General features: G+C 68.0%; 7 protein-coding genes. 3 read left to right on the plus strand and 4 right to left on the minus strand.

Annotation, left to right across the window (positions count from 1 at the left end):
* Positions 1-160 precede the first annotated feature (160 nt).
* Together ACZ4MH_RS18815 and ACZ4MH_RS18820 are read left to right on the plus strand one after the other, a co-directional pair.
* Positions 161-571, plus strand: coding sequence for a hypothetical protein (locus tag ACZ4MH_RS18815; RefSeq protein WP_351587845.1), 411 nt, complete (start codon positions 161-163; stop codon positions 569-571).
* A gap of 151 nt (positions 572-722) precedes the next feature.
* Positions 723-1,604, plus strand: a complete 882-nt coding sequence (locus ACZ4MH_RS18820; RefSeq protein ID WP_351587848.1) for a recombinase zinc ribbon domain-containing protein — start codon at positions 723-725, stop codon at positions 1,602-1,604.
* Positions 1,605-1,722: 118 nt separating this feature from the next.
* On the opposite strand, the gene drmC is transcribed toward ACZ4MH_RS18820, so the two are convergent.
* Genes drmC through drmA form a run of 3 tightly spaced genes read right to left on the minus strand, consistent with a single transcriptional unit; the run spans position 1,723 to position 8,161 of the window.
* The gene (gene drmC / locus ACZ4MH_RS18825) at positions 1,723-2,487 is read right to left on the minus strand and encodes a DISARM system phospholipase D-like protein DrmC (RefSeq protein WP_351587851.1); all 765 of its coding nucleotides are present in this window, start codon (positions 2,485-2,487) and stop codon (positions 1,723-1,725) included.
* A complete protein-coding gene (locus ACZ4MH_RS18830; RefSeq protein WP_351587854.1) occupies positions 2,484-4,376 on the minus strand; it encodes a DUF1998 domain-containing protein in 1,893 nt (630 codons plus the stop codon). Before ACZ4MH_RS18830 ends, drmC begins: the two co-directional genes overlap by 4 nt.
* Positions 4,373-8,161, minus strand: coding sequence for a DISARM system helicase DrmA (gene drmA / locus ACZ4MH_RS18835; protein ID WP_351587857.1), 3,789 nt, complete (start codon positions 8,159-8,161; stop codon positions 4,373-4,375). The genes ACZ4MH_RS18830 and drmA overlap by 4 nt, the downstream gene beginning before the upstream one ends.
* A 223-nt stretch (positions 8,162-8,384) precedes the next feature.
* On the opposite strand from drmA, the gene ACZ4MH_RS18840 reads away from it, so the two are divergent.
* Entirely contained in the window at positions 8,385-10,556 is a 2,172-nt protein-coding gene (locus tag ACZ4MH_RS18840) for a UvrD-helicase domain-containing protein (protein ID WP_351587860.1), read from the plus strand.
* Positions 10,557-10,658: 102 nt separating this feature from the next.
* Here the strand turns inward: ACZ4MH_RS18840 and ACZ4MH_RS18845 are convergent, their stop codons facing one another.
* The gene (locus tag ACZ4MH_RS18845; protein WP_351587863.1) at positions 10,659-16,301 is read right to left on the minus strand and encodes an AAA domain-containing protein; all 5,643 of its coding nucleotides are present in this window, start codon (positions 16,299-16,301) and stop codon (positions 10,659-10,661) included.
* Positions 16,302-16,578 lie beyond the last annotated feature (277 nt).

The raw sequence follows: 16,578 nt of genomic DNA on the forward strand, positions 1-16,578 counted from the left end.
CCCCCCCCCCCCCCCCCCCCCCCCCCCCCCCCCCCCCCCCCCCCCCCCCCCCCCCCCCCCCCCCCCCCCCCCCCCCCCCCCCCCCCCCCCCCCGCTCCCGGAAGTCGTCGGATTCGACGGCTACGTACCCGAGCCCTGCGTCATCGCCCCCGAGCAGGTCGTGGAGCACGAATACATCGAACTGCTCGACGTCGACCTGCAAGAGCGCATCGAGGAATGGGAGATGCGGCTTGAGGAGGAAGCCGAGAACGATGAGGAGGACTTCCTCAGCTACCAGGGCGACCTGTCCATCGCCCCAGGGTGGAAGGTCGGAGGCTTCGCGGCGTGGAATGTGACCGGCCCGGCCAAGATCACCTGCTCGTGCGGCAGTCACATGCGGCTCTTCCTCACCATCGCCACCTATGAATGGGGCGGCGTCGTCTCCAGCTGGACCCCGGTGGAGGATCCCCGGGCCCCCACCCCTCAGGACAACAAGCATCCGACGGAGGTCCGCCCTGGTAGGGACGGTGCGCTGAACATCTTCGCATGCGCGGCTGACCCCCGGCACGAACACCAAATCGTCCTGCAGTGACCTGACCGCCACTGCTTTCACCGGCGCCCAGCCTCGCCCGCCGGCATTGCCTTCCACCTACGGCACTCCGGGCACCGGGTCAGCTGGGAGACGCCGTTGCGGTTGCCGCCCGGCCGCGTTCGCGGAGGTCTTGCGCGCGCCGGGCCTGCCCATGACCGACGCGAGGCGGCGTTTGCCGACGGCAACGAACGCGGCGGGTTGTCTGATGCTGACGGGCCTGTTCGAGTGCGCGTGTACCGCAGCCCACCCTCGGCTGCACCGCACCAGCAATCCATACCTCTTCCGCGGCCTGATCACCCACGGGCTGTGCAACCGCCGGATGCAAGCTCAGTGGTCGCACGGCGACGCGTACTACCGCTGCCGGTTCTCCGAGGAGTACGCCCTGGCCAACCGCAAACAGCACCCCCGCAACGTCTATCTGCGCGAAAGCTGGATCACCCCGCCGCTCGACGACTGGCTGGGCAAGGTCTTCGCCCCGCACCGGCTGCACAACACCATCGATCTCATGACCGCCACAGAGGAACTGCCCGACCACGACGACACGGCCATCGCCGCGGCCCGCGTGACCGTCGCCGACTGCGAGGCCAAACCGGCCACCCGCCGCGCCGCACTCGAAGCCGGCGCCGACCCCGCCCTCGTCAGCCAATGGATCACCGAGACCCAGGCCAAACGCGCGGGCGCCGAAGCCGCACTCCGCACCACCACCGGCCGACCAGACACGCGCATGAGCCGAGACGAGATCACCCGGCTCGTACACGCGATCAGCGACCTCGTCGCCGTCGTACGCCAGGCCCGGACCGAAGACAAGGCCGAGATCTACCGGCAGCTGGGGCTTCGGCTCACCTACGACTCCGCACGGATGACGGTGCGGGCCGAGCTCACACCAGGCCCGCAGGGCCCACCCAGCCTCAAGAACGACAAATCCCCACGGTCTCAGAGAATCCGTGGGGAAATGGTCCGTGTCCGAGGACCGACACGCTCCATACACACATGCCGCTACTCAGCGATCGGCTCCAACTCCCCTGATCCGTAGCGTCGGTGTCCGGTGTCCGGCCTCAGCCGCCGACAAAGTCGATCGTGAGCTGACCAGCAGGTACCAAGGTGAACCGCCTCTGTGCCATCGACGCACCGAGTCATAAGCACTCACCCGCTCACAGCACGAGGGGCAGGAGTACGCCCAGGCGCTGCAGTTCCTCGATGTGCTCCGCCGCGCGTCGTGGTGCCTCGCCGCCTTTTATCAGCGCTCCGGCCTCGATATTGCGCCGGGCCGCCGACTCAGTCAGGTTGGCACTGCCCAGAAAGAGCAGGCGCCGGTCGGCTACCGCCAGTTTGGCGTGCTGGCGCGAGTGCGCGGCCGTGGCCGGATCACGTGCCCAGTGCCAAATACGCAGCCCCGGTACCGTGGCGAACGCATCGGCCGGTTCCCGGCCGGAGAGGAGACCGCCGGCCCCTGCCAGTGTCTCGACCACTATGTGGATCTCGACTCCTCTGGCCGCGGCCTCGGCCAGAGCCCGCGTCAGTGCCGGGTACGGGCGAGCTGCGTACGTCATGGCCAGGAGTTCCTCCCGCGCTTCGGCAATGACTTCGACGAGTACCTGAGCGGTCGCACGCACCGGAACGGCCGGCGTCGAGGGGCCGCTCCATACTGTACGAACCTGAACCCTGTCCCGCGCATGGAGCGTGGCAGCCACATAGCCACGGATGTAGGCGGCCGCCTCGGCGTTGGAGACCGACTCGGCCTCCAACGCGTCGTACAGCTTCGCCACCGCCTCGTTGACCCCTGGAGTCACCAGTTCGGTCAGCGCTCTTTCCCTCCGGTCCTCACGTACCAGCAGGCCGGCGAGGTCCTTGCTGCGGGAAAGGCCGAGGGCCACGACCGCGTCCTCGGCGGCGGCCTCGAACTTGGGCCTGCTCACGGCAGCAGACCAACCGGTGTCAGCACCTGCTCTTTATCTCCTGAGAGTGGCACGAGGAAGCGTCGGTCCAAGAACCGGTTACCGCGCTCGCACGTGGTTTCCGATACGAAGAGGCAGACATGGCAGGCCGCTCCGTGGAGGTAATCGGCCGGATCGTGCGGCAGACGCTCCGAGCACAGCGGGTCGGCCGAGCAGTGCGAGGCATCAGCCAGGGAACGGCGCAGGATGCGGTCGAATTCGCGCTCCTCGGCCAGGGACACGAGGCCCCCAAGGGTGCCCTCGGAGTCAGGTACAGCGGTGTAGATGAGGATGCCCGATTTCGGGTTCTGCTCGTCACCCGCGTAGACGCGTTCGGCGAGTGAGGCCGAGTTGTAGCCGCATTCCAGGGCGATCGTGCGGATGAGCAGGTGGGACAGTGTATGCAGGGCGATGTACCGTACTCCGGGCCAACCGTAGTAGGGGTCGAAGTCGCTCGTCTTGCGGTCCGACCTCCGGTTCACGCGGAAACGGCCGAAGGCCTGCCTGTGGGCCTCCATCTGCGGTGACTTTTCCACGCGGGCCACCCAGTCGGCCATGAGGTCGTCCCGTACGCGGAGGAAGATGCCCTCGCCTCGGACCTCGCTGGCCGGCACCCATGTCTGCGCACCGCGGGACAGATCCACCCTCGTGGCGATCTCCGGTGATTCGGGGTCGGGGGCGTCGAGCCGGGTGAAACCGATCAGGGCCCGGGCCTCGCGCAGCCGCTCGACCTGACGGATGTCGGAGAACAGTTCCCCGAGAGTGGACGGGACGGGGACCCTCCTCAGCGCGAAGTCGTCGCTGGGCGGTGGAACAGGGCCGGAGAGGGCGTCCCACTCGGGCCCGAAGAGGTCGGCCTGTACGTCGGGGGCGGAAGGTGCCGGTGCGCTCGTCCCCTCCTTCCGCGCCACGATGGCGGCGACAACCGCATCGGCGTCGAACCCCTTGAGGAAGCCGAACTTGGGGATGCTCGCCACGAAGTCGTACTGGTTTCTTTCCCCGATGACCTGCAGGTCAGGCCAGTGGTCGTCAAGGAGCTTGTCGATGTCACTGCTCTGGCCCTGCGGCAGGGCCAGAGCGCTGAGAGTGAGCGGAAACCACTGATTGGACGCACCGGCCACCATGAGGACCGGGTCCTGCTCACAGCCTCTCGCCGCATACGTGCCCAGATGCGGGTGGCGTCCGCGGCACCGGGGCAGATGACGGCGGCCTCGTTCACCCATCGCCTCGCGGATGTTGCGCTTCTCGCCGCACGCGACGCATTCGATGGTCACGTTGGCGGCCTGGTTGCCGCCGTGGTCCTTCATGCGCAGCTTGGGACGCTCCGCCCGGGAGCAGCTCTGTCCGTGGTGGACGTAGGGCGTGTACGGGAACTCGTCGAGATGTCCGGCGGTGCAGACAAGGGTGAAGCGAGCGGCCACGGCGAGTGGCTTCCCCTTCTTGCAGTCGTGGAGGAATTTGGCCTCGTGCGGTGTCCGCGGATTAGAATTGATGAAGGCGAACTCACCCGAGTCCACGGCGGCCAGCACATTGCAGGCAGTGCAACGCAGCCACTGGGGGAACGGCGTAACCGGCACTCCGATGCCCTGTGCGGCCCAGCCCTTGGGATCGGTGTCCCCGCCTTCCAGCCACGGTGCAGCGCGCAGCTGCTCGATCTGGCCGCGCCCGTAGCGTTGGAGTGATCGGTTGACGGCAGCGCGCAACCGGGGCTCGTCGATATCGTAGTCGGTGATGCCCGAATAGCTCCAGGACTCGAGCCCCTTGACGAGTACCGAGAAGTTCGGCAGGTCGACCAGGGAGCCGATGCCGGCGGTGAACATGAGGTGGCTGGGACGGACCGCGCCGACCCTGCGATTGCCGTTGACGCTCATCGCTGTCCCTTCCTTGCCGTGCCGGAGCTCGTGGGTCCGTACTCGTCACTGTCCACGGTGGCCGCCACGTCAGGATCGGTGCCGGAGTCGGAATCGGATGCGCCGAAGTGCCAGTCCGGCCCACCCCCCGACGAGGACTCCTCGAAAAAGGCTCCGCCACCGGGCAGCAGGAGGTTGATTTCGTTCTCCGTCTCACGCATCGACATGCCAACGGTCAGTTCTGTCCACTGGGACCCGTCCGCCCTGCGGAGAAGGCCGCTGACGACTGTCTTCTTGCGCTTCTCCTTCCGGTACCCGAGGGTCGCTGAGCTCTCCTCGCGCTTTCGCCGCCATTCGTCCTTGAGCCGATCCAGGCGCTCGCTCAGGTATTGGCGGGCCCGGTCACCCGGCGCCACCCGCTCGGCGCGCTCCAGGAGTCGGCGCTCGACGTCCTGGGCAAGCGGCCCGTCGAGGTCGACCCACGAGGCGTCCAGGTTGCGGGACGTTTCGTAGGCCGCCTGACGAAGGGCGGCGACATAGGTGGCGGCCACTCCTCTGTCGAGGGCACGACGGGTGAACGGGGTGACGGACAGCGCTTCGACCTGGCGGTAGAAGGTGGCGTGGTAGTGCTCGAAGTCCTCGTAGTGAGCGAGGTCGCGGGGCCGTGACCAGTTGTAGAGGGTGACGACGAGACCGGGCCGTGCGGCATCACGGCCCACGCGCGACGATGCCTGGATGTACTCGGCAGTGTTTTTGGGCTGGCCGACCACCAGCATCAGGCCGAACCGGGAGACGTCGACGCCCACCTGCAGCATGGAAGTGGCGAGGACGACGTCGACTGCCTGCTTCGCGGTCGGCGTCATGGTGGCGCGGGGCAGGCGCTTCTCCTTGTGGGCGACCGCATACTCGCGCAGAAAGGCACGCCGCCGGTCGGAGGTGTCGCGCTCGGGGTCGAACTCGACCTCCAGGCGCTTGAGGGCCGCACCGACGTCGGCCGAGGAGATGCGCGAAGTCAGTTCCTGGATGCTGAGCATGCCGGCGCGGCCCACGATGCGGTCGGCCAGTGTCTCCTGGCCTCTGCGACTGCCGTTGGAGCGCACTCGGGTGGTGATGTCGTCGTCCATGTACCGCCGCATGCCGGCGAGTTCACGGGTGGCATTGAAGTACCCGACCAGCGTCATGTAGGGATCGGCCGGCTTGCCGTAGTCGTCGAAGAGCTGCTGACCGGCCAGGAGCAGGATCTCGGCGACGCGGATCTCGGCTGCCTTGAGGCGGGTGCCGTGCGCGCACACACCCAGGTAGCGTCGGCCGGGATTCTCCCGGCTCAACTCGACCTGCCGGGAGAAGAAGGTGTCGCCGACGTCGAGCACCTGCGGCGGGAAGACGGCAACCTTGCGGCCGAAGACACCGAGCACCTGGTCGGCGGCCCGTTTGGTGGTCGCGGTGGAGGCGACGATCTTGGGCCCGACTTCGTGACGCTGTCCCTGGCCGTCGGTGAAGCTCCAGCTGCACAGCTGGTCGACGGCGGACTCGAAGAGGCCGACGATGGTGCCGAGCGCCCCGGATATCAGATGCAGCTCGTCCTGGATGATCAAATCCGGGGGACGGAGTCGGGTGACCGGCTGTGCGGTGACGCCGGGCAGGTCCCCCTTGGCGTGGTGGCGACTCCCGCATCCCGTCTTGGCGTCGAGGTCCTCGTGTCGATAGCCGTGCCGGGGGCAGAGCTCCGTGACCCGGCCGAACAGCAGCCCGGCATACCCGTTCCAGGGGAGCTGGGCGAACTTGTCCACCGTGGCGATCAGCAGCGCCGGGGCCAGCCGGTAGATCTCCTCGTCGACGGTGAGGACGGGGATGCCTTCACCGGGTGCTTCACGCCGTGAGAAGGGGCAACGGTCCGTACCCTCCCCTCGCGAACAGTACAAGATGACCCGGCGCCGCCCTTCGTCGTACTCCATGTGGGAACGGGCCGTCAGTCCACTGCCGCACCAGGGACAGGTGAGGACCTGAAGAACGCGTGCGTGCTTGTCACTCGCGCTCTCCCTGGCGTCAGCGATCTGTTCCTTGGCCTCCTCGAACCAGTTGGGCGAGACGGAGGTGCCCACCCAGAGACCGATACGGAAGGGAGTGGCGCCCCAACGGGCATCCCTCGCATACTCCTCACGACGCAGCACTTCGCAGGCGCTGACCAGGGCGGCGGCCCGCTGAAACTGCTGGGCGGTCAGCAGACGCAGGGTGTAGCGCATGAGGACACCGACACCCGCCTCACCGCTGCGCGCCTCTGCTCCCGAGCCGACGGTGCCCTGCAGCCGTCGCAGGGCGAAGGTATAGGCGGCGAGGCCGAGGTACGCCTCGGTCTTGCCACCGCCGGTCGGGAAGAACAGCAGGTCGACGAGTGCTTCGCGGCCGGTGCCGCGATGCGGGTGGCCCGCGCTGGACAAGGAGTCGAGGTTCAGCAGGACGAAGGCGAGCTGGAACGGCCGCCAGCTGGCCGCTTCCTTGCCCCTGGCGTACACCTTGTCGTACGCCTCCTGGTACGAGTCGCGCTCGTCCTCACGGCCTGCACGGGCAGCGGCGATGGCGGTATTGCGGCGTTGCAGTGCCATGGCGCGGTTGGCGAACCGGAACGCTTCCAGGGCGACGTCGTCGGCCACGAGCCGGTCGATGCCCAGCGTGATGCGATCGCAGATGTCCAGCGCCTGCTCGATGGCGGCATTCGCCGATTCACGCAGATCGTCCGGGAGCGAGCGGGCCTTCTGACGCTGCTGATCAAGCCAGGTGCTGTAGCCGTCGGCCAGCGGTGCCAGGGCGGCACTGAGTTCGTTCCTGCGGGCCGGTACCGCGAATGCGGCGAGTTCGTCCATGCCCAGTTCGAGCCCACGGAGCAGGGCCTGCTCATCGACGGTCGGTGCGGTGGTGGACCGTACGTCGTAGTCCGGAAGCCAGGTCGTGATGAGCCGGTGCGCGTTCCGCTCGCCGTCACGTACATGGGCGCGGACGGCGACGTTGCGGCCCTTGGCGTGGCTGAGGCTGTCCCGGTAGAGGAGCCGGAGGCGCCGGTCCTCGGCGTCCTCCGTCGCATTGCCGTGGTGTGCGGGATCGAGCGGGTCATCAACGGGGAGGAACACCGCGGCTTGGTCGTCGGGGAAGGCGGTGACCTCCACCTGGGTCTGGAACAGCCAGTGGGCGTCGCGGGCCTCACGGCTGTCCTGCTGGCGGTTCACCAGAGCAAGTTCGACGACGCGCAGGTCCTCGGTTCCGGCCCGGCGGATGTGCCGACGTATGCGCACCTCCAGGGAGACGGCGCCGCCTTCGAGTTCCACAGTCCGCTCGACTTCGCCGGTCACGTCGATGTCCACGGGGTGCTCGACCTGCTCACGCGACCAGACCCGGCGGGTCGTGCCCCGGTCCGTGGCTTCCTCGGACTGGGTGTAGCGGCCCCAGCGGACGTGGGCGCTCAGCGTGCCGACGGACGCGGGGACGGTGAACGATAACCCCATGGAGGAGGCCCAGATGTGACCGGCCGCCTGCGGGGTCAACCGGTCCTGAGGAGCGGCGTCATCACCCTCCTGTTCGTCGCCCGAGTCGCCGTCCGCGCTCTGGGCCGCCACGAGCGCAAGATCGTCTCCCGTGACGGCTTGGGGCTGCGGTCCGAGCATTCCGACCAGGTAGCGGTCGCGCGGCCCGGAGGAAGCGCTCGACAGGGTCTCGGTCTTACCGTCCCAGGGGCCCAGCAGATCGCGGCGGATATAAGTGACGAGCTTGTCCCGCACGGTGTACGAATCCCCGGCACGGAATGTCTGGGGCACGTCTTCGAGCGGATGCGGGACAGCGGCCTGGAAAGGCTGGGCCGGCATGGAGTGGGTCCTCTCGGACAGGTCCGGTGAAGCACGAACAGATATCGGTCGTAAGGCAGCACCTTAGAGCGTTGACAGAGTTCACACAATAACTTCGTCGGGCTCCATCGCTCTCGGCGGAGTACCTCTCTAGGCTTGGCCTCGACCTTCAGTCCCTCCGTCATCCGAGGACGCCATGCCCCGACTCGCCCTCTCCGACGACTTCGTCGCGGACCTCATCTCACTGCAGAGACCCGTGCAGAAGGACGTCAACGACGCGATCCGGATTTTCCGGAGCATGACCGTGCCCCAACTGCACGCCAACAAGGGCATGCACCTGGAAAAGCTCGAGCGAGCGCGTGATCCCCGGATTCGCACCATACGCATCACCAGGTTCTACCGAGGCGTCCTGCTGGCCCCAGATGACGGGAGTGACCTGTTCACCCTGCTCCGGGTCGCCCCGCACGACGAGGCAATCAACTGGGCCTGCAAGCGGGCCTACTCGGTCAACGGCGCCACCGCGGGGCTCGAGGTGCGCAATGCCGAGGCCCTCGAACAGATGGAAACTTACTTCGGGACCAAGGCGGTCACCACCCCGACCCGCCTCTTCGAGAAGTACTCCGACACCGTGCTGCGCGATCTCGGCATCGACGACCAAGTTCTACGCCTGGCCCGAGTCTGTGTGACGGCCGACGATCTGACGGTCATGGCACCGCCGATGATGCCCGCAGACCAGTACGAGGCGCTGTGGTTCCTGGCGGACGGCCACTCCCCCGAGGACGTATGGGAGCAACTGATCGCCCCGCGAGGGCAGTCGGTGCGCACTGCGGAGAACCGACCAACGGTCACTCTCAGCGAAGCGATCCTCAACACGCCCAATCGCATAGTGGAGGTGACAGGGCCCGGCGAGCTGGAGCGCATTCTCACCGAGGACTTCACCCGCTGGCGGATCTTCCTCCACCCCGCCCAGCGCCGGTACGCCTACCACCCCGGCTTCAACGGTCCCGCGCAGATCACCGGCGGCCCCGGGACCGGTAAGACGGTCGTCGCCCTGCACCGCGTCCGGCATTTACTGCGTACCGGTCGCGAGGGAGATCGCATCCTGCTGACCACCTTCACAAATGCCATGGCATCCGCCTTGCGGGACAGTCTGGCGCTCCTGCTCGGCGACGCCGACACCCATCTGCTGGACCGGGTCGACGTCACGACGGTGGACGCGCTGGCCTCCCGCGTCATTCGAGAAGCACGGGGGAAGTCGCCGAAACCACTGTCGGCCGCCGCGGAGAAGAGCGCCTGGAAGCGCGCCGCGGCTCGTGAGGAACTCCCGTGGACGGAGCAGTTCCTGTCCCAGGAGTTCCGCAAGGTCGTCCTGGCACAAGGGCTCCGCACGCCCGAGGAGTATCTGCGGTGCGTACGGCGGGGGCGCGGCACGCAGGTGGGGCGAGTGCAGAGAGCCCGATTGTGGCGCGTGATGGAAAGGTTCGCGGCAGACGTAATCTCGCGCGACTCGGCGACGTACACCCAGCTGTGCGACCAGGCAGCGAGCTTTCTAACGGCTGGCGCACCGCGCTACCGTCACGTCGTAGTGGATGAGGCTCAGGACCTCCACCCGGCCCAGTGGCGGGTGTTGCGCGCATGCGTGACTCCCCAGACCGACGACATGTTCCTCGTCGGCGACCCCCATCAACGCATCTACGACTCGCGCGTCTCACTGCGCTCACTCGGGATCAGCGTCCGAGGGCGTTCCTCCCAGCTGCGCCTCAACTACCGCAGCACAGAGGAGATCCTCCGCTGGTCCACGTCCCTGCTCGACGGCCGGCCCGTGGGACGGCTCGGTGAGGACGACGAGCAGGACGGCGGCCTGGACTCGCTGCGCGGCTACCGCTCCGAGCTGCACGGCCGCGTGCCGACAGCACACGGGTACGCCGGCCAGGAAGAGGAGCTGCGGGCGTTGGTCCAGCAGATCCGTACCTGGATCGACGAGGATGGCGTCAAGGCCTCCGAGGTGGCCGTGTGCGCCCGGTTCAACACGATGGTGGACGCGGTCATCACGCGTCTGCGGCGGGAGCGTGTACCGGCGGTCGCAGTCAAGGACGATCCGGGTCCGGATGTGTCCGGCGTGCGGGTGGCAACCATGCACGCCATGAAGGGGCTGGAATTCCGATGTGTGGCCGTCGTCGGGGTGACGTCGAGCGTGCTTCCGTTCGCCCCGCATGTGACACCGGCCGAAGTGGATCCCGTGCAGCACCAGTCGGATCTGCTGGCCGAGCACTGTCTCCTTTTCGTGGCATGCACGCGGGCCCGCGATGCGTTGACGCTCTCGTGGAACGGTGAGCGGAGCCGCATGCTGGACCCCGTCGCTGGCTGAGACGTAACTGGCCCGCTGCCCTGGCCCGGACACGACCGGGCGGCGGGTCCGTCGTGGGCCCGGCATCACCGAGCCCCTTCGGCAAGCTTCCGTTCGGTCCCCTCAGAACCGAACCTCCCGGACGACAACAGTACGCGTCCCACCCTGCGGAGCGTGGTACGAGATCTCACGCCCCACCGGCTGCCACATCAGTGCCTGCCCCAGCGGGGACGACGGTGAAACGGTGTCCACCTCATCGGTGGGTAGTTCGGCCACCGCATACAGGGTTCCGTCGTCGACCTGTCCGTCGAACTCGAGGACCAACAACGCACCGGGGATCACCGTCTTCGGACGGTCGCCCTCGCCACCCACACGGATGGCGTCGAGAAAAGTCCGCAGGAAGGCGAGGCGCTTCGTGCAGCGTTCACGCTGATCCGCCTGTGTTTTCCGCAGGAAGACGAGGTTGGCCGCGTCCAGTCCGTCGGGCGCCTCGTCGGGCGCGTCGACCGCGAGTTGCAGTTGCCGCATCTCGTCGACCAGCCGATGGAAGGCCGCCGCAGGAATCTTCCGCACAGGAAGTGAAGCCTGGCCTTCTTGGGAAGTTGCAGGTGCGGCGGTGTCCTCAGCCTGCTCCTGCTCTGGGACCGCGCCTTCCCGGTCCTCTGCCGTCTGAGCACCAGCAGGCTGATCCTGCATCCACACGTCCTGCGCGGGGGCTTCGTCCCCGTGCTGGTCCTCATGCATCGGCTCTATGCCCAGCCGGTCGATCTCCGCCCACAGCGGCGCGAGCGCCTGCTCCCGGTCGAGGTGGAACCGGCTCCCGCGGATGCGGACGAAGGTCCAATCGACACGTTCCAGGTCGCGCTGTCTGGCGGCACCGGTTGATGCGTCCTCGCCCTCGGCAAAGACGTCGCCGTCGCAGGCGACGGCGAGCCTGCGTGTCCCGCCTTCGACGACCAGATCGATCGCGTGGCGTCCGACCCGGTAGCCGGGCCGCACCCGGTAGCCGCGTCCGATGAGCTCCAGGTACACCTGCTGCTGGAAGAGGCTGTCGAACGATTCGTGCCGCACGTCCGGCAGCACCTCGCCCGGGACCGTGACGGTCTCCTCGTCCGTGGGGCGGGTGAGGTGGTCGAGCCACTGCCGACGCAGGTCGTTCTCGTGGAAATGTTCGGGGCGGGCGCTGTGGAACACCCACACCTGGTCCTGGGCACGGGAAGCGGCTACGTTGATGCGCTGCTCGTACGTCTTGCCGGTGAAGCCTCCCGGCACGGTCCCGGCGGCGGTGGTGGCCGAGTTGACGCAGGAGACGAACATAACGTGGCGCTCGTCGCCCTGGAAGTCCTCCGCGTCACCGACCCGGATGCGTCGCTCCTCGCGCTGCTCGTAATCGAGTCGTTCGGCGAGCAGGTTCTCCAGCTCCGTGAGGTGCGCCTTGCTGGCGCGCATGCTGATGACGCCCATGGTCCTTCCGTCGTACGCGGGGTCGGCGCAGCAGCGCGTGATCGCGTCGACAAGCGCCTCGGCCTCGGCGATGTTGACCAGCCGCGTGTTGTTTCCGGAAGCCTCGCCCTTCTCCACGTACACGGTACGGACCGGGGGCAGCCGGTCGGCACCGTACTGTCGCAGCGGCTGCAACTGCCGGTTGTAGCAGAGCTCGTTGGAGAATGAGATGATCTCCGGCATGCACCGGAAGTGCTCCTTGAGCATGAGTGTGCCGCGGCCCGCGGACAGCGCCTCGGTGAGGTCGAAGAAGCTGGACTCGGGTCCGAAGAGGCTGCGCACGTCCGGCTCCAACGCGGTGAGCAGCCGATCTCTGAGATGGAAGTACTCATCCTGCTTGAGGCCGACGTTGGAGGGGCTGACCTGCTTGCTATCACCTACGACGACCATTCGGTCGGCGAGCCAGCTCAGCAGCATGGCCTCTAGGCCGGACTGGCTGGCCTCGTCGACGATGACGACGTCGAATATGCCTGGCCGGTCCATGGGCACGGTCTCCGCCACCGCGTGGACTGGCATGATCCAGGCCGGCACGGCGGTCTGCGCCTTCCGCAGTGCGGCCTGTGCGTCGCGCCGGTAGCGGTGCTGGTACTTGCCTTTGATACGCCGTGCGGCCTGCTGGTACGCGCTGAGTGCGCGGGACTGGTCGCCGGTCAGCAGTCCGAGACAGCGGTGCCAGGCACGGGCGGCGGCGAGTCGCGCGAGCATGATGCGCGCCTCGTCGTCGGCCTCCGTCAAACGCGTGCGCAGCACGCGTTCGGCCTCCGGATCGGTGAGCCGCTCCATGCGGTCCCACCACGCGGACCATGCCCAGGCCTCGGCAAGAAGCGGCAGCCGGACGTCCCAGGCCTCGTCCTCAGCGCTGTCGGTGATCCGCTCGGCGAGCGAGGGGAAGTCTTCCCGCGCTCGTACGAGTGCCGCCTGCTGCTCGGCCCGCAGCCGGACGGCATCGCGGACCTCGGACATCTCGCGGCTGAACTTGCGGTAGCCTTCGGGGTCCTGGGCGCGCACGCTGTCGAGTGCGCGGACGACGGCGGGTGATACGTCCGGCCGCTCGCTCCAGGTGCGCAGCACCTCCTCGGTCTCCTCGATGACCCTACGGGAGCGTTCAGCGGCACGCAGGGTCGTCGCCGCCCGCAGTACGGCTCGTACGGCGTTTTCGACGGCCGGGTCGTGCCAGGTGGCGCCGGTGAGTGCTGGGGAGATAGCAGCGGCGGTCAGCACGTCAGTGCGGGCAGCTGCGACGGTGAGGAGCGCTTCGAGGGCCTCGGCGTCCTGTCGGAGGCGGGCGAGTCGCGGACCGTGGCCCTGCCAGGCAGCGGCGGGACTGCCCCACTCGGACTCGACCTGTGACAGGCGCAGCTCCAGCTGAATGCGTGCCAGCACGAGAGCGGCGGTGCCCGCATCCTCCGGTGCCCGCCCGTCCACCCGAACGGCTTCCGCGAACGCCCCGGCGGTCTTGGCCAGCTTCGACCGCATGCCGAGCGGCCCACGCAGCTTCTGGCCCTGGGCGAGCCCGTCGTGCAGTGCGGTGGCCTGACCGAGTGCCGTGACGGGGTCGAACTGCTCCAGGCCGCTGACCATCGCCGTACCCAATGCGGTGAGCGAGGCGTCCACGGCCGCGAGAGCGTCGGTGACGGCTGCCTGCCGGCTACGGGCCTGCCAGTCTTGCCCCGCAGTGACTTCCCGCAGCAGCTCCTCAGCCCACGGGCCGGCCGCTGCGGCGAGCGACGCTGCGCGGGCCCGCGAGGCGGTGAAGGCGTCGAGAGCGGCTGCGAGCCGCTGCTGTTCGTCTTCTCCGAGGTTTCGCACCGCCGAGTCGTATTCGCCGCTGAGCGGGTCCTGCCGCACTGCGGCGTGTGCCGCCTCCGCAGAGCGCACGACGGTGACGGCTTCCTCGAAGTCGCCGGGGTCGGGCAGCTCCGACAGGCTGGGTACCTCGGCCGCGAGAGCCTGCTGGTGTGGAGTGAACGCGCGGGTCGCATGCAGGAGGCGCAGGGCGTCGTCAGCGCTCAGAGCGGGCTGTTCCTGCGGAACCGGGCCGAGCCAGTCGTACCTCTCCGCCTCGGACGTGAGGCGCTGGGCGATCTCCTGGAGGCTGCCGCTGTAATCGCCGATCTCCGCCTCGAAACGGTGGGTCTCCTGCTCACGCAGGAGGGCCAGATCGCGCAGCATGGCCTGCTGGGCGGAGCGTGCCCTGGCGAGCCGTGACTGGAGCGCACGGATGTCCCGCTCCGAGGCCTTCGGGTCGTAGCCGGCGTACTCGCTGAGGATCCGCTGTACGGACGCCTCCAGCTCGCGCTGGGCGGCCGCCCCGTCCTCGGTGCGGCTCACGCACAGATCACGGATGGACTCCGGCAGCTTGTCCCGCAGTACGCGCAGGGCCCGAGGGGTGTGGCTGGTGATGAGGACACGCTTGCCCTGCGCGAGAAGGTCCGTCACCAGGTTGGCGATGGTGTGCGTCTTGCCGGTACCGGGCGGCCCCTGCACCACGACGAGCCGGTTGCCGCGCAGGCGTTCCGCGATCGTGCGCTGCTCCTCGTTGGCGGGCAGCGCGAAGTACACCTCACCGCTGTCGGCCTCCGCACCATCACCCTCGGCCGCCGCGCGTTCGGCGGCGGTCAGTGCGCCGCCGCGGCCCGCGAGATAGCCGAGCAACTCGGTGGGGGACGTACCGGCATCGATCTGCCGGGCGATGGCCTTCAGGGCATCCATCGTGGAACGGCGGTTGCGCTCGCGCAGGACCAGCGCCGGCGTAAGTGCCACCTGCGGCACATCGAGCCGAAGCGGTTTGACGCGTTCCACCATCGACGAGTAGCCCCCGGCGCTGTGCGCGGCGTTGACCCAGCTGCGCAGCGCCGTGTGGAGGGCTTCCAGGTGCTCTGGGTCGGTGACGTCGGAGGCGTTCTCCAGCACCTCGACGATCTGCTCTCGCACCGGGCCCGGAACGTGCTGGGCCCCTTCCAACATGCCCTCTTCGAGTTCCAACCCGCTGCCGGTCGGGTCGGGTGCCGCGGTGAGCGTGCCGGTCGACGGGTCGAGTCGAAGAGTGGCCCGATGTGTGACCAGGTGTCTTTCGACGCGCTGGCCGACACTTGTCTGCCAGGTGAGCCGGCCGAGCCCGAGTACGAGTTCGTAAGCTTCCCCCAGGTTGGCGGCGTCCTCGTGGATCTTGTGCAGACGGTCGTACAGCTTGACGAGAGGATCGATCGCGCGCCGCCGCTCCGCCCAGGCCAGCCACTCCTCTTCCCAGGCGGCGTAGAGCTTCTCGATCTTCTCCCGCTTTGGGTGCTCGTCCAGCTCGTGGTACGTCTTCTCCAGGGGGATCCCCCCGGACCAGTCCGGGTACTCGGGCTCGATGCGCCGCCTCAAGTGGGGAGCGCGAGTTTGCTGGAAGTCACGAATGCGGGGCTCATCCACCCAGGGCGCGAGCAGCGGTTCCGGGTGCGGGGCCTCTTCGCGTTCGGGACGTACGACCGTCAACCAGGCCCCGCCGTCCGTGGCAAGAGCGTCGTCCAGCATCACTTCGACGCCCGGGGTGTGCGGCAGGTCCTCGAACCACACGACGCCGGCCGCGCCGTCGAGCGTGCGCACGGGCCGCGCCTTCGACTCCTCGGCCTCGGCGAGGAACCGGAAGATCTGGCGGACACGTACGGCGTCGGTTCCTGCACCATAAGAACTGTCGAGGTCGTCCGCAGGCTCAGGCTCGACATTCGTGAACAGGGAGTCCTGCTGGTTACCGAAAAGCGCGCCCTGGTCCGGTAGCGGTGGGGACGTGACGCGTGCGAGGGCCACACGAGGGTCCGCAGAGGCAGGCGGACCTGCATCGGCCGTGGTGAAGGTGACGCTCCCACGCTCGTCCCGGCCGGTGAACCGCACCTCTATGTCCAGCTCGGCGGCGGTACCGGCGGGAATGCTGTAGGCCCAGGTCACCGAGGTCCTGCGCCCCTTGCGCAAGGTTCCTTCGAGCTCGTCGTCGAGCACTTCGGTCTTGTAGTCGTGCACCTGTCGGCCGGTCTTGCCGTACGGTCCGCCACGCACCAGCAGACCCACACCCTCCAGATCGATGGGCCGATCGGTGCCGTTGCTCAAGTAGAGGGTGCATCGCACAAGGTCGTCGCCTCGCCGGTACCCGTACGAGTCTTCGGGATCGACCAGCTCGTACGGCACGACGTCGTCGACCCGCACGTACAGCCCGTCGTCGTACTGATAGACGGAACCGACCGGCTGCACACCGTCGAACGGGCTGCGCTCACTCTGGCTCACTCGCCACCCCACCACTACTGAGGGCCACATGGTGGCCGTTTTGCGAAGTCCCCGCCCTGGCCACAGCAAGATGTTCACCAGCACGCCCCCCGGCGGACTGACTCTCTAGTGTGAACTGAGCACACGAAGAGAGTAGCAGCCATTCCGCTCGCTCGACTCGCCCCGGGAGTCGCACAGTTGACTGGACGGCCACGCCGGATGCGCCGATCACCGACTGCCATAGTCACCGGCGTTAGTTGACTTAGTTCACAGGCGTATGCACTCTATCCCCAGAGCC

The organism is Streptomyces sp. NPDC026301 (genome assembly GCF_055567935.1).